Raw genomic sequence first — 13,981 nt, forward strand, 5'->3', positions numbered from 1 at the left:
TGCGTGTCTTAGGCTCCGTGCCATGACCGACGGCACGAATCCGAATCCCCCGAGCAGCCCGCAGCCCGAGCCCGCCCCCGGCAGCGGATACGGGTTCCCGCCGGGAGCGCCCGCCCAGAGCGGTTACGGCTACCCGTCCGGAGGCGGCGGCTACGGCTATCCGCAGGCCGGGCAGCAGCCGAACCCGTACCAGCAGGACGCGGGAGCCCCGACGTGGCCGCCAGCCACGACTCCGATTCCGGCCCAGCCGGCTTTCACGAGGCTGGGCGGTCCGGACATACCCGGCGCGTCGGAGCAGCCGGACTGGGAGGCCATGGCCGACCGTTCCGAGGCTGCGCGACGCAAGAAGAAGCGGTGGACGCTGGTCGGCACCGTGACGGTGCTGGCGCTGCTGGCCGGCGGTGGAACGTTCTTCCTGCTCCGGGGTGACGGTGACGGCCCGGACGGGCCGGACGCCCAACCCGCGACGTCGACGTCGGCCTCCCCCGAGCCGGACGAGTCGAAGTCGCCCAAGGCCTACACGGCGACGGTCGCGGGGGACGACACGCTGCTGCGCGACAGCTACGGGCAGACCGGCATCCGGCTGGGCCCCGACCTCAAGGTCGGCCCGCTGGGCAAGCGGTTCCAGGTGGTCGGCCGGGGCAACGGCAACTCGTGGGGGCAGTCCGCCGAGCCCGTCGTCGACGTCACCAAGAGCTTCACGATCACGGCGCGCGTCTACAGCTCCGCCACCAAGGGCTCGCGGATCGCCATGAGCCAGGGCGACGGGGAGTCCTACTCCTTCGAGCTCGGCTTGAACGAGGTGAACGGCAAGCAGGCCTGGATCTTCCGGGTGCAGACGGGCGACAAGGGCGCCGAGGCGACCACGCGGACCGTCACCGCGGAGGGGCTCACCGTCCACAAGACGCCGACGCTGCTGATGGCGACGTACGACGCGGAGAAGAAGGCCATCGCGCTCTACGTGGACGGCAAGAAGGCGGGCGAGACGCCGGTTCCGGGGATCTGGCAGGCCCCCGGCCCGCTGCAGCTCGGCCGGGCCAGGCACCACAACATCTGGACGGGCCCCTGGCAGGGCGCCCTGCACAACATCAAGGTGTACGACGGGGCGTTCACGCAGGAGCAGGCCGCCGGGTACAAGGAGGGCAAGCTCTCGCCGGCGCCGAAGCCGGCGCACGCCTGGCTGCTCACCTGACCCCGCCGCGCCTCCGCCTCACCGCACGACGACGCCGACCGGCCACAGGGGCCGGTCGGCGTCGTCGGTGCAGGGGTGCCGGGTCAGATGCTGACGCCGTTGGTGCGCAGGAAGGCCACCGGGTTGAGGGCCGAGCCGTAGTTCGGGGTGGTGCGGATCTCGAAGTGCAGGTGCGGGCCACTGGAGTTGCCGGTGTTGCCGGACAGGGCGATGCGCTGCTTGACGGCGACCTTCTGGCCGACCTTGACCTGGAGCTTCGACAGGTGCGCGTACTGCGAGTACGTGTTGTTCGCGTGCTTGATCACGATGGCGTTGCCGTAGGCGGGGCCGTCGCCGCCGCCGTTCGGGCCGGCCTTGACGACGACGCCGGCGGCGACGGCCTTGACCGGGGTGCCGACGGGGACGGCGAAGTCCTGGCCGGAGTGCTTGCGGGCCCACATGCTGCCGCCCTTGCCGAAGGTCGCGGACAGCGTGTACTTCTCCAGCGGCTTGTCCCACAGGCCGGCCTTCTTCTTCGCCGCTGCGGCGACGTCGGCGGCGGGGGCGGCCGGAGCCGTCTGCGGGGCATCGGCGAAGGCGGCGGTCGTCCCGGCCCCGAGAGCCAGCACAGCACCGAGGGTTGCGCCGACGGTGATACGGGTAGAACGGGTGATGACGCGCTTCGCGGACATAGAGCAGACCTCCGGGGCCGGGGACGTGGGCGATCACGCCCGTCTCGGGCATGAAGTGACCCGGCACGCTCAGCCATGTGCCGGGTTGGCTCATCTTTGGTAACCCGGCTGCCCGGAGTTCCCCAAACGTCCCTTTTTACTACCGGGGCTCGTAGCCGCAGCGGAGTGACGTAGCCCGTTGACGCGGGCCACCAGGGGCTAAGCACCTCCCGCGGGGTCGTCTCGATCTACGAAACCCCCTCGTATGTCCGATTTGCCCTGTGCCCCTTGTCACCGGCTCCGGCAGCTGCGAAGCCCCCGAATGTGACGGGCACTACGCTCCCGGCCCTGCGTGCAACGGTGCTTCCGCACCCGGGACTCCGCCCTTCGCCGCGCCCCTCCCTCAGCCCTCGGTCGCCCCTCCGACGAGCGGAGCCGGTCGCTGCGAGCCGCGCGGCGCACAGGGCGTACCAGAGGCCGCCGGGGCCGGCTCGGGGAGGCGTCGCGCGTCCGGCGGCACTGAGCGGCGCCGGGGTGGGGGCCGGTCCCTGCGTGGACCAGCGGTGGCCGGCCGCCGGCGAGGCGCTCGTCGGGCACCCGCCGCGCCCGCACCCGCGGGCCCGCACTGCCCGCCGGGCAGGCAAAAGGGGCGGCCCCGGGACTCGATGTCCCGGGGCCGCCCCTTACCGCTCAGTCGCGCCTACGCGCCCTTCGACAGGTCCGGGCCGGAGCCCGTGGCCTCGATCGGGGGGAGGTCGGGCAGGGCCGACTTCTCCTCACCGCGGAAGGTGAACTTGGCTTCCTCGCCCTCACCCTCCTTGCCGACGACCACGATGTGGCCGGGACGCAGCTCGCCGAAGAGGATCTTCTCCGACAGGACGTCCTCGATCTCGCGCTGGATGGTGCGGCGCAGCGGCCGGGCACCCAGGATCGGGTCGTAGCCCCGCTTGGCGAGCAGGAGCTTCGCGTCGCCGCTCAGCTCGATGCCCATGTCGCGGTCCTTCAGGCGCTCGTCGACCTTGGCGATCATCAGGTCGACGATCTGGATGATGTCTTCCTCGGTGAGCTGGTGGAAGACGACCGTGTCGTCGACACGGTTCAGGAACTCCGGCCGGAAGTGCTGCTTGAGCTCTTCGTTGACCTTCGCCTTCATCCGCTCGTAGCCGGTCTTCGTGTCGCCCTGCGCCGCGAAGCCCAGGTTGAAGCCCTTCGAGATGTCCCGCGTGCCCAGGTTGGTCGTCATGATGATGACCGTGTTCTTGAAGTCCACGACCCGGCCCTGGGAGTCGGTCAGGCGACCGTCCTCCAGGATCTGGAGAAGGGAATTGAAGATATCCGGGTGGGCCTTCTCGACCTCGTCGAAGAGGACGACGGAGAACGGCTTGCGGCGCACCTTCTCGGTGAGCTGGCCGCCCTCTTCGTAGCCCACGTAACCGGGGGGCGAACCGAAGAGGCGGGAAACCGTGTGCTTCTCGCTGAACTCCGACATGTCGAGGGAGATCAGCGCGTCCTCGTCGCCGAAGAGGAATTCGGCGAGCGTCTTGGACAGCTCGGTCTTACCGACACCGGACGGGCCGGCGAAGATGAACGAGCCACCCGGGCGCTTCGGGTCCTTCAGACCCGCACGGGTACGGCGGATCGCCTGGGAGAGCGCCCTGATGGCGTCCTTCTGGCCGATGACCCGACGGTGCAGCTCGTCCTCCATGCGAAGCAGTCGCGAGGACTCCTCCTCGGTGAGCTTGAAGACGGGAATGCCGGTCGCGGTCGCGAGGACCTCGGCGATGAGCTCGCCGTCGACCTCGGCGACGACGTCCATGTCGCCGGCCTTCCATTCCTTCTCGCGCTTGGTCTTCGCCGCGAGGAGCTGCTTCTCCTTGTCGCGGAGGGAGGCGGCCTTCTCGAAGTCCTGGGAGTCGATGGCCGACTCCTTGTCCCGGCGGACGGCAGCGATCTTCTCGTCGAACTCGCGGAGGTCCGGCGGCGCGGTCATCCGGCGGATGCGCATCCGGGAGCCGGCCTCGTCGATCAGGTCGATCGCCTTGTCCGGGAGGAAGCGGTCCGAGATGTACCGGTCGGCCAGCGTCGCCGCCTGGACGAGGGCCTCGTCCGTGATGGAGACGCGGTGGTGGGCCTCGTAGCGGTCGCGCAGGCCCTTGAGGATCTCGATCGTGTGGGGGAGGGAAGGCTCCGCCACCTGGATCGGCTGGAAGCGGCGCTCGAGGGCCGCGTCCTTCTCGAGGTGCTTGCGGTACTCGTCGAGCGTCGTGGCACCGATGGTCTGGAGCTCACCACGGGCCAGCATGGGCTTGAGGATGCTGGCGGCGTCGATCGCGCCCTCGGCGGCGCCCGCACCCACGAGGGTGTGGAGCTCGTCGATGAACAGGATGATGTCGCCGCGGGTGCGGATCTCCTTGAGCACCTTCTTCAGGCGCTCCTCGAAGTCACCGCGGTAGCGCGAACCGGCGACCAGTGCGCCGAGGTCGAGCGTGTAGAGGTGCTTGTCCTTGAGGGTCTCGGGCACCTCGCCCTTGACGATCGCCTGCGCCAGGCCCTCGACGACGGCGGTCTTGCCGACGCCGGGCTCGCCGATGAGGACCGGGTTGTTCTTCGTACGGCGGGACAGCACCTGCATGACCCGCTCGATCTCCTTCTCGCGCCCGATGACCGGGTCGAGCTTGGATTCGCGGGCCGCCTGGGTGAGGTTGCGGCCGAACTGGTCCAGGACGAGGGAGGTCGAGGGCGTGCCCTCGGCCGGGCCGCCGGCCGTGGCCGACTCCTTGCCCCCGCCGGTGTAGCCGGAGAGCAGCTGGATGACCTGCTGCCGGACTCGGTTGAGATCGGCGCCCAGCTTCACGAGGACCTGGGCGGCGACGCCCTCGCCCTCGCGGATCAGGCCGAGCAGGATGTGCTCGGTGCCGATGTAGTTGTGGCCGAGCTGGAGGGCCTCTCGGAGCGACAGCTCCAGGACCTTCTTCGCCCGCGGGGTGAAGGGGATGTGGCCGGACGGGGCCTGCTGGCCCTGGCCGATGATCTCCTCAACCTGCTGGCGAACAGCCTCGAGCGAAATCCCGAGGCTCTCCAGGGCCTTAGCGGCGACACCCTCACCCTCGTGGATCAAGCCCAGGAGGATGTGCTCGGTGCCGATGTAGTTGTGGTTGAGCATCCGGGCTTCTTCCTGAGCCAGGACGACAACCCGCCGCGCGCGGTCGGTGAACCTCTCGAACATCGTTTATCGCTCCTCAGAGCGGTCGGGCAGTTCGGGGTCGGTCCCCGCCCTGTCCTTCCGCATGCTAGTCCCGTGGGGCGGGACAGCTCATTCCAACTGCCGACATCCGTCCACGGCTCACCCCTGCATCAGCGGGAAAACCGGCTTGAAGAGCCGACAACTGCTCCAACTCGATGGTGCGAGACGATGTTCCCGCAGGCCAGGCAGATACCCGTCATGCGTGTACGCCGACGGCGAACGCAAGCCCGTCAAATCAGCGTGTCGCCCCGATCCACTAGGAATGTCTTACCCGTAAGGGCTGACACTCCATGCCGGTCACGCCGGTTCCCTCCGCTGAGGGCGAACAGAGTTCCGTCTCGAATGTGGGACTCCGCCTGCCCGACGTTTACGTTCCGCACATCTGCGAGTGCGGAACGTGACCTCTACCGTAACCCCCGCGCGATTCCGCAGTTGCTCCGGGTATGGCCGCAACCGTCCTGCCGACCGTCCCGCCGCCCCGCGTCGCGCCCGAGGAGGACGCGTACGCCGCCTGGTACGGGAAGGTGCTCGGCTGGACCGTCGCGGGCGGGCCGCCGGTCCAGCTCGTGACCGGGATCCGCTTCGACGTCCTGGAGCTGCCCTCCGACGCGGGGACGGCGCTGTTGCGCCGGCCGGTCGCCACGGGTCCGGTGGCCGTGATGGGGCGCCGGATGCGGTTCCTGGTGGCCCCGGGGAGCGCGGAGGAACTCGACGGTCTGCTCGACTGGCTCGAATGGGGCGGGGTCGCCCTGGACCTGACCGCCCTGGGTGCCGGCGGGCGGATCACCGCCCCGGCACCCCCGGGCCACCGCTCCCCGGGAGGGAGCCCGCGGGGGGCCGCCGTGTGGCTGCGACCCCCCGAGCAGGGGTGTGAGGCGCTGCTGCCAGCCCTGCCCGGTCCCGGGCGGGCCGCAGGGCCCGCCGGCGGGCCCGATCTCGTACGCCTGGTCGCGGCGGCGGCGACGGAGTGCCACCGAGCGCGGCTGGGACGGCGTACGGACGGGGTCCGTCAGCCCTTGGCCTTCTCGTAGGCCTCGCGGATCTCGGCCGGGACGCGGCCGCGGTCGTTCACGTTGTAGCCGTTCTCCTTCGCCCATGCGCGGATCTCGGCGGTGTCCGGGTTGCCGGTCGCCGCGGCGGCGCGGCCCTTGGCGCGGGCCGCGGTGGCGCGGCCACCGGTGCGGCGGCCGCCCTTGGTGTACGGGTCGAGCAGACCGCGGAGCTTTTCAGCGTTGGCGGTGGTGAGGTCGATCTCGTAGGTCTTGCCATCCAGAGCGAACGTCACCGTCTCGTCCGCCTCGCCACCGTCGAGGTCGTCGACAAGAAGGACCTGAACCTTCTGTGCCACCGGGATTTCCTTTCATCGAAAAGCAGTACGCGGAAAGGAAACCGCTTTTGCCAGGAAAACACAAACCCCCCGGGAGAGGTTCGAGACCGCTACGGGGCGGGAAACGTGCGCGATTCGGACATAGGCCACAGGTGTGCGGAGCGCCGGAAAAGCTGGGGCCATGGATCAGAGGTGCAGAAGCATCCGACTGTTGCCCAAGGTGTTCGGCTTCACTCGTTCGAGACCGAGGAACTCGGCGACGCCCTCGTCATAGGAACGCAAGAGCTCCATGTAGACATCGGTGTCGACCGGGGTCTCGCCGATCTCGACGAAGCCGTGCTTCGCGAAGAACTCGACTTCGAAGGTGAGGCAGAAAACCCGGCTGACGCCGAGCGTGCGGGCCGTGCTCAACAACTGCTGGAGGAGCTGATGGCCGACGCCGGCGCCCTTCAAGTCGCGGTCGACGGCGAGAGTGCGCACTTCGGCCAGGTCTTCCCACATCACGTGGAGTGCACCGCAGCCCACCACCTGTGAGTCGGAGTCGCGTTCCGCGACCCAGAACTCCTGGATGTCCTCGTAAAGGACGACCGGTGCTTTGTCGAGCAGGATCCGCTGCTGCACGTACTGGTCGAGGAGGCGGCGCAGCGCGGGAACATCGCGTGTGCGGGCACGGCGGATGGTCACTGTTTCTGCGTGTGCAGAGGAAAACTCTCCCATGGCTGCGGACGCTATCGTTCCGGTGGCCCCGGGCGCCCGGCGGACCGCTCTTCGGCCTCCGGCGGCGCGGAAGCCCCGGCGGAGGGGTCGGGGGAGGGATCCGCGAACGGTTCCGTGCGGGGTTCGCCCCGGGATGCGGCGGGAGGGCCCGCGGGGGGCTCGGAAGCGGTCTCGTCGTCGTGCTGGACGACCCGGACGGCGTCCCGGAGGGCCTCGCGCTGTTCCGCGGACATCATGCCGAAGAAGGCGACGAGAGCGGCGGCGGGGTTGTCGCTCGTCGACCAGGCTTCGTTCATCAGAGCGGCCGAGTAGGCGGCGCGGGTGGAGACCGCCGTATATCGATAGGCGCGGCCTTCGGCTTCCCGGCGGACCCAGCCCTTCTGATGGAGATTGTCCATCACGGTCATGACCGTGGTGTACGCGATGGACCGTTCCTGCTGGAGGTCTTCCAGGACTTCCCGAACGGTGACCGGGCGGTTCCACTGCCACACCCGCGTCATCACGGCGTCTTCGAGTTCTCCCAAGGGGCGAGGCACACCAGCACGATAGTCCGGGTTGTGCGCAATTGCCCGACTATTCACCGGGCCACGCGCAACAAAATCGGGCGCACGGCCCGTACGGCCGTGCACCCGTCGGTGCCTCGGGTCTAGTTCTGCTGCTGCCGGGCGGCCTCGGCACGGGCGATCACGGCGTCGACGGCCGCGTCCTCCTTGGCCTTGTTGGAGCCGCCCTGGCTCTTCACGATCGTCACGACGAGGGCGATGAAGAACGCGGCCATCACGAAGGGGGGCACGAGCGCGGAGACGTAGTCCATGCCCTCCAGCGTAGCCAAGCGGACCCGCCCCGGACGCGGCGGGTGAGGTGCGGCGCCCTCAGACGACGGCGAGCCCGGAGGGCGCGGGCGGGGTGGGCTTGCGGCGCGGCGGGAAGACCTCGCCGGGGGTCGGCACCGGCCGTTCCGGGCGCGGGCGCTCCTTGGGTGCGGGCGCCGGCCGGGGCGGCTCCTCCCGGCCGCCCGCCAGGGTGAGCCGGCGGGGCCGGTGCCCGGGGGTCGTGGTGAGGCGGCGCCGTACGGAGCGCTCCGCGACGGCCCGGGCCCGCTCCAGCAGCGTCGCGGCGGCCGGGTCGGCCCGCAGCGCGCGCAGGGCGGCGAGGTCGTCGGGAACCGGCTCGTAGCCCAGGGCGAGGGCCTCGCGCAGCAGCTCCAGGTAGCCGGGGAGGCTGCCGGGCAGGGCGGCCCGGTAGCGGGCCAGGTCGTCCAGGACGAAGGCTCTGAGCCGGCCCGCCTCCCGGACCGCTTCGTCCACCGACTGCGCGAGGCGCAGGCAGTCCTGGACCTCCTCGGCCGCCAGGGGGGCCGAGGAGGACTGAAGGGCGTGGGCGAGGGAACGCCTGAGCACGTGCAGCTCGGCGGCGCTGAACGCCATGCCGCCGCGGGATCCGAAAGGCGTGGGCATGGGCCGAAGATACGCGCTAATCGGACAAAATCCCCTCAGGAGGGGTGGGTCCGGCGCGGCGCGGCCGCGGGAGGCCGGAGGTCAGCCGCTCTGCTTGACCGCGCGCAGGAAATCCGCCCAGGCGGCCTGCGTGGTGGCGAGGACCAGATGGGCCGGGTCGACCCGGTCGGCGACCTTCACGAGGGCTCCGGGGGTGACGGCGACGTAGACGCAGGCGTCGCCGTCGCCGCAGAACGAGGACTTCCGCCACGCAGGCTGAGCGGTCATGGTGTCTCCTCCGGGCAACGGTGGCCGGTAAATGCGGTCAAGGGACGGTAACCCCGTCGCCGGTCCTCACCGGCGACTTTCGCGCAATTCGGCGTTTCGTCACAGTCCCGCGGGCTCACGGATGGTAGGCGGCGCCGCGGCCCCGTGCAGGCCGGCGGCCCTGCGGCAGGGGGCCCGGCCGGCATCCGGCGGGTGCGCGCGGGGCCGCGACGGCGGGCCGGGCCGGGGCATTTTCGGGCCCCGCCCGGGCGGGGTCAGATGCGGGCCACGAAGTCCGAGACCGCTTCGTGCACGTCGGATTCGGTCCACGACAGGGCCGGTTCCGTGACGTCCAGCTCGGTCACCGCGAGGCCGGGCGGCCCGCCGGCCGACCAGCGGCGGAAGAGGACGGTTCCGGTCTCCTCCGCCTGCCGCAGGCCGGCGTCCGTCAGCCGGTCCGGGTCATGGGGCAGCCACACCTGGAACTGGTGCGTGTGCGGCTCCTCGGGGTGCACACGCGACCACGGGACGCCGGACTTCGCGAGGGCCTCGCGCAGCGCCCCGGCCACCATCCGCGCCTGGGCCACGTACGACGGCAGCCGCGGCAGCTCCCGGTCCAGCCCGGCCAGTGCGGCCAGGGCCTGGGGGAACTGCCGGAAGATCTGGCCGCCGTAGCGGTGCCGCCAGACCCTGGTCTCCTCCACGAACTCCCGCGACCCGGCCAGGGCCGCCCCGCTCAGGCCGCCGAGCGACTTGTAGAACGAGACGTACACGGAGTCGGCGAGCCCGGCGATCTCGGGGAGCGGGCGGCCGAAGCGGACGGTGGACTCCCACAGCCGGGCCCCGTCGAAGTGGATCACCGCTTCCCGGTCCCGGCCCGCCTCCACCAGCGCCTGCAGCTCCTCCCAGGTGGGCAGCAGGAAGCCGGCCTCGCGCAGCGGCAGCTCCAGCATCAGCGTGCCGAAGGGCTCCCGGACGGCCGCGACCTCCTGCGCCGTGGGCTGGCGCGCCTCGGTCGTCGGGTGGACGACCCGCAGCCCGGAGACCGTCGACAGGGCGTCGCCCTCCCACATCTCCGGGTGGCTCAGCGGGTGCAGCGCCACGACGGGGTTCCCGGTCCGGCCGGCCCAGCAGCGCAGCGCGACCTGCTGGGCCATCGTGCCGCTGGGGAAGAACGCCGCGTCCTGCGTCCCGAGGAGCTCCGCGACGCGCCGCTCCAGCGCCTCGACGATCCCGTCGCCGTAGACGTCGGCGGGCGCGTCCATGTCGTACGGGGCCTCGGCGAGCCGCGCAAGCGCCTCACCCACCGTGGCTTCGCGCGGACTGCGCGTCAGGGTGCGCCGCGCCGCCCGCCAGGCCGCCACGAGCCGCTCGCCGCGTTCCGTTTCCTCAGTGCCTTCGCTCATGACCCCTGATCCTCGCCGCTCGTGCCCGACCGGCCAAGGGCCCCACGGGCTAGCATGGCGGCGTATCGTCCGGTACCCCCGCGGACTGGAACGGAAGGCATTCCCCGCGTGAATCATTCACAGCAGCCACGCCCTGCCCGGCTCGCCGTCGGCGTCGTCGGGGCGGGCCGCGTCGGCCCCGCGCTGGCCCGTGCGCTCCAGCAGGCGGGACACCGTCCCGTCGCCGTGTCGGGTGTCTCCGACGCCTCCGTGCGCCGAGCCGCGCGCATGCTTCCGGACGTGCCGCTGGTGCCGCCCGGCCAGGTGCTGGAACGCGCCGACCTGGTCCTGCTGACCGTCCCCGACGATGCGCTGCCGTCGCTGGTGGAGGGGCTCGCCGAGACCGGCGCGGTCCGGCCCGGCCAGCTCCTCGTGCACACCTCGGGCCGGTACGGGACCGCCGTGCTGGACCCGGCGCGCCGGGCGGGCGCCCTGCCGCTGGCCCTGCATCCCGCGATGACCTTCACGGGTACCGAGGTCGACGTGCAGCGGCTGGCCGGCTGCTCCTTCGGCGTCACCGCCCCTGAGGAGCTGCGGCTGGCCGCCGAGGCCCTGGTCATCGAGATGGGCGGGGAGCCGGAGTGGATCGCGGAGGAGAACCGCGCGCTGTACCACGCGGCCCTGGCCCTCGGCGCGAACCACCTGGTCACGCTGGTCGCCCAGTCCCTGGAGCTGCTGCGCGCGGCGGGCGTCGGCCACCCCGACCGGATGCTGGGCCCGCTGCTCGGCGCGGCCCTGGACAACGCCCTGCGGTCCGGGGACGCGGCCCTGACCGGGCCGGTGGCCCGCGGTGACGCGGGGACGGTCGCCGCGCACGTCGCGGAGCTGCGCCGGCACGCGCCGGGCACGGTCGCCGGCTACCTGGCCATGGCCCGCACCACCGCCGACCGGGCCCTCGCGCACGGTCTGCTCAAGCCCGAACTCGCCGAGGACCTGCTCGGCGTACTCGCCGACACGGACCCTGACGGGGGCGACCAGTGACCGACCTGCTGCTGCACACCGCCGACGAGCTGCACCGGCTGCCGCGCACCGGGCGGCGGGCCGTGGTGATGACCATGGGAGCGCTGCACGAGGGCCACGCCGCCCTGATCCGGGCCGCCCGTGAGCTGGCGGGGCCGGAGGGCCAGGTCGTCGTCACCGTCTTCGTCAACCCGCTGCAGTTCGGGGCGGGTGAGGACCTCGACCGGTATCCGCGCACCCTCGACGCGGACCTGGCCCTCGCGCAGGAGGCGGGCGCCGACGCCGTGTTCGCCCCGGCCGTCGACGAGGTCTACCCGGGCGGGGACCCGCAGGTGCGGATCAGCGCCGGCCCGATGGGTGAGCGGCTGGAGGGCGCCACCCGCCCCGGGCACTTCGACGGGATGCTGACCGTCGTCGCCAAGCTGCTCCATCTGACCGGCCCCGACCTGGCCCTCTTCGGCCAGAAGGACGCGCAGCAACTGGCCCTGATCCGGCGGATGGTGACCGACCTGAACTTCCCCGTGGAGGTGGTCGGCGTACCGACCGTCCGCGAGGAGGACGGTCTGGCCCTGTCCTCGCGCAACCGCTACCTCTCCCCCGCGGACCGGCAGACCGCGCTGGCGCTGTCCCGTGCCCTCTTCGCGGGGCGGGACCGGCTGGCCGCGCAGGCGGCGCTGCGGGCCCGCGCCGAAGCCGCCCCGGCCACCGACCAGCGGGCCACCGCCCTGGCGCGGCTGGGTGAGATCCGCGCCTCGGCGGACGCGCACGCCGTGTCGGCGGCCTGCACGGGCCTGCCCGACGCGGTGCGGGCCGCGGCGGGCCACGTCCTGGCGGACGCGGCCCGTTCGGAGCCGCCGCTCGTCCTGGACTACCTGGCGCTGGTGGATCCGCAGGACTTCACCGAGGCCGGCCCCGACTTCACCGGGCAGGCCGTGCTGGCCGTCGCCGCGAAGGTGGGCACGACCCGGCTGATCGACAACATCCCATTGGAATTCGGAGCACACTCGTGAGCACCCCTGGCAGAGGCCCCGCCGGCAGTACGGGCATACGGCTGCACGCGCCGGCGCCCGGCTGGTCCCTCGACGCCGACGTCGTGGTCGTCGGATCCGGTGTGGCGGGCCTGACCGCCGCGCTGCGCTGCGCGGCCGCGGGCCGCCGCACCGTCGTGGTCACCAAGGCCCGGCTCGACGACGGCTCCACCCGCTGGGCCCAGGGCGGCATCGCCGCGGCCCTCGGCGAGGGGGACACCCCCGAACAGCACCTCGACGACACCCTGGTGGCGGGCGCCGGCCTGTGCGACGAGGAGGCCGTACGGCTGCTCGTCACCGAAGGCCCGGACGCGGTACGCCGGTTGATCGAGACCGGTGCGGTCTTCGACACCTCCGCCGAGACCGGGGAGATAGAGCTGACCCGGGAGGGCGGCCACCACCGGCGGCGCATCGCGCACGCGGGCGGCGACGCCACCGGCGCCGAGATCTCGCGGGCGCTGGTCGAGGCCGTGCACGCCGCGGGCATAGAGACCGTGGAGAACGCGCTCGTCCTGGACCTCCTCCAGGACGCCGAGGGCCGTACGGCCGGTGTGACGCTGCACGTCATGGGCGAGGGCCAGCACGACGGCGTGGGCGCCGTCCACGCGCCCGCCGTGATCCTCGCGACCGGCGGCATGGGACAGGTCTTCTCCGCGACGACCAACCCGTCGGTGTCGACCGGGGACGGCGTGGCGCTCGCCCTGCGCGCCGGGGCGGAGGTCTCCGACCTGGAGTTCGTGCAGTTCCATCCGACGGTGCTGTTCCTCGGCCCGGATGCCGAGGGGCAGCAGCCGCTGGTGTCGGAGGCGGTCCGCGGCGAGGGCGCGTACCTCGTCGACGCGGACGGCGTGCGCTTCATGCTCGGCCGCCACGAACTCGCCGAGCTGGCCCCGCGCGACATCGTCGCCAAGGGCATCATGCGCCGCATGCAGGAGCAGGGCGCGCAGCACATGTACCTGGACGCCCGGCACTTCGGCGCCGAGATGTGGGAGCAGCGGTTCCCGACGATCCTGGCCGCGTGCCGCTCGCACGGCATCGACCCGGTGACCGAGCCGATCCCGGTGGCGCCCGCCGCGCACTACGCCTCAGGCGGCGTACGGACCGACCTGCACGGGCGTACCACCGTCCCCGGCCTGTACGCCTGCGGCGAGGTCGCCTGCACGGGCGTGCACGGCGCGAACCGGCTCGCCTCCAACTCGCTGCTGGAGGGCCTGGTCTTCGCCGAGCGGATCGCCGAGGACATCGCCGCGCAGGAGTACGGCGGGGGCGGCCCCGGCGTCCCGGTCCCCTCGACCGGCCCGCTGCAGCCCGCGGGGGCGCGGTTCGAGGTCCAGCGGATCATGACGGAGGGAGCGGGCGTGCTCCGCTCCGCCGCTTCGCTGGCCGCGGCGGCCGAGGCCCTGGAGGGTCTGTACGCCACCGCACTGAACGAGCTGGAAGCGCACGGCAAGACCGCCGAGCCGGGTGTGGACACCTGGGAGGCCACCAATCTGCTGTGCGTGGCGCGGGTCCTGGTCGCCGCCGCGCAGCGCCGCGAGGAGACCCGCGGCTGCCACTGGCGCGAGGACCGTCCGGACCGGGACGATGCGCGGTGGCGCCGCCACCTCGTGGTCCGGCTCTCGGCCACCGAGAAGCGGGCCCTGGTCGTCGTACCCACCGAATCCGCGGACTTCCCGTCCGTGCACCCCTTGAGCACCCCGAGCCTGGAGCAGTGA

14 protein-coding genes are annotated in these 13,981 nt (G+C 72.1%); 5 read left to right on the forward strand and 9 right to left on the reverse strand.

Annotated elements, in window-relative coordinates:
* Positions 1-22 precede the first annotated feature (22 nt).
* On the forward strand, positions 23-1,192 hold the full coding sequence (locus IF89_RS0108880; RefSeq protein WP_030763762.1) for a LamG-like jellyroll fold domain-containing protein: 1,170 nt from the start codon (positions 23-25) through the stop codon (positions 1,190-1,192).
* An 83-nt stretch (positions 1,193-1,275) separates the two neighbouring features.
* Here IF89_RS0108880 and IF89_RS0108885 read toward each other — a convergent pair whose 3' ends face one another.
* A complete protein-coding gene (locus IF89_RS0108885) occupies positions 1,276-1,863 on the reverse strand; it encodes a M23 family metallopeptidase (RefSeq protein ID WP_030763765.1) in 588 nt (195 codons plus the stop codon).
* Positions 1,864-2,542: 679 nt separating this feature from the next.
* Entirely contained in the window at positions 2,543-5,068 is a 2,526-nt protein-coding gene (locus IF89_RS0108890; RefSeq protein WP_030763768.1) for an ATP-dependent Clp protease ATP-binding subunit, read from the reverse strand.
* 461 nt (positions 5,069-5,529) lie between these two features.
* Between IF89_RS0108890 and IF89_RS0108895 the strand changes: the two genes are divergently transcribed.
* Complete coding sequence (locus IF89_RS0108895; protein WP_030763770.1) at positions 5,530-6,117, forward strand: SCO3374 family protein; 588 nt, start codon at positions 5,530-5,532, stop codon at positions 6,115-6,117.
* On the opposite strand, the gene IF89_RS0108900 is transcribed toward IF89_RS0108895, so the two are convergent.
* From IF89_RS0108900 to IF89_RS0108930, 7 genes are all read right to left on the reverse strand, one after another.
* Positions 6,096-6,434 (reverse strand): histone-like nucleoid-structuring protein Lsr2, encoded by a 339-nt coding sequence (locus IF89_RS0108900; protein WP_030656421.1) that lies wholly within the window; start codon positions 6,432-6,434, stop codon positions 6,096-6,098. The genes IF89_RS0108895 and IF89_RS0108900 overlap by 22 nt on opposite strands.
* Positions 6,435-6,599: 165 nt before the next feature.
* Positions 6,600-7,130, reverse strand: a complete 531-nt coding sequence (locus tag IF89_RS0108905) for an amino-acid N-acetyltransferase (protein WP_030763773.1) — start codon at positions 7,128-7,130, stop codon at positions 6,600-6,602.
* An 11-nt stretch (positions 7,131-7,141) separates the two neighbouring features.
* The gene (locus IF89_RS0108910; RefSeq protein WP_234327705.1) at positions 7,142-7,666 is read right to left on the reverse strand and encodes a BlaI/MecI/CopY family transcriptional regulator; all 525 of its coding nucleotides are present in this window, start codon (positions 7,664-7,666) and stop codon (positions 7,142-7,144) included.
* 110 nt (positions 7,667-7,776) lie between these two features.
* Positions 7,777-7,944 carry a hypothetical protein gene (locus IF89_RS46925; RefSeq protein WP_030763779.1) on the reverse strand — a complete coding sequence of 56 codons (168 nt, stop codon included), beginning with the start codon at positions 7,942-7,944 and terminating at the stop codon, positions 7,777-7,779.
* Positions 7,945-8,002: 58 nt separating this feature from the next.
* A complete protein-coding gene (locus IF89_RS0108920) occupies positions 8,003-8,587 on the reverse strand; it encodes a hypothetical protein (RefSeq protein ID WP_043193448.1) in 585 nt (194 codons plus the stop codon).
* Positions 8,588-8,668: 81 nt separating this feature from the next.
* Positions 8,669-8,854 (reverse strand): DUF397 domain-containing protein, encoded by a 186-nt coding sequence (locus IF89_RS0108925; RefSeq protein WP_030763785.1) that lies wholly within the window; start codon positions 8,852-8,854, stop codon positions 8,669-8,671.
* Positions 8,855-9,108: 254 nt separating this feature from the next.
* Positions 9,109-10,239, reverse strand: a complete 1,131-nt coding sequence (locus tag IF89_RS0108930; RefSeq protein ID WP_030763788.1) for a threonine aldolase family protein — start codon at positions 10,237-10,239, stop codon at positions 9,109-9,111.
* Positions 10,240-10,347: 108 nt separating this feature from the next.
* Here IF89_RS0108930 and IF89_RS0108935 point away from each other — a divergent pair, with 108 nt between their 5' ends.
* The 3 genes from IF89_RS0108935 to IF89_RS0108945 are packed head-to-tail and all read left to right on the forward strand — an operon-like array spanning position 10,348 to position 13,981.
* Positions 10,348-11,259 carry a Rossmann-like and DUF2520 domain-containing protein gene (locus tag IF89_RS0108935; protein WP_030763791.1) on the forward strand — a complete coding sequence of 304 codons (912 nt, stop codon included), beginning with the start codon at positions 10,348-10,350 and terminating at the stop codon, positions 11,257-11,259.
* Positions 11,256-12,248, forward strand: a complete 993-nt coding sequence (panC, locus tag IF89_RS0108940) for a pantoate--beta-alanine ligase (protein ID WP_030763793.1) — start codon at positions 11,256-11,258, stop codon at positions 12,246-12,248. Before IF89_RS0108935 ends, panC begins: the two co-directional genes overlap by 4 nt.
* Complete coding sequence (locus IF89_RS0108945; RefSeq protein ID WP_030763795.1) at positions 12,245-13,981, forward strand: L-aspartate oxidase; 1,737 nt, start codon at positions 12,245-12,247, stop codon at positions 13,979-13,981. The genes panC and IF89_RS0108945 overlap by 4 nt, the downstream gene beginning before the upstream one ends.

Origin of the sequence: Streptomyces sp. NRRL F-2664 (assembly GCF_000719345.1) — a bacterium.
Taxonomy (GTDB): Bacteria; Actinomycetota; Actinomycetes; order Streptomycetales; family Streptomycetaceae; genus Streptomyces.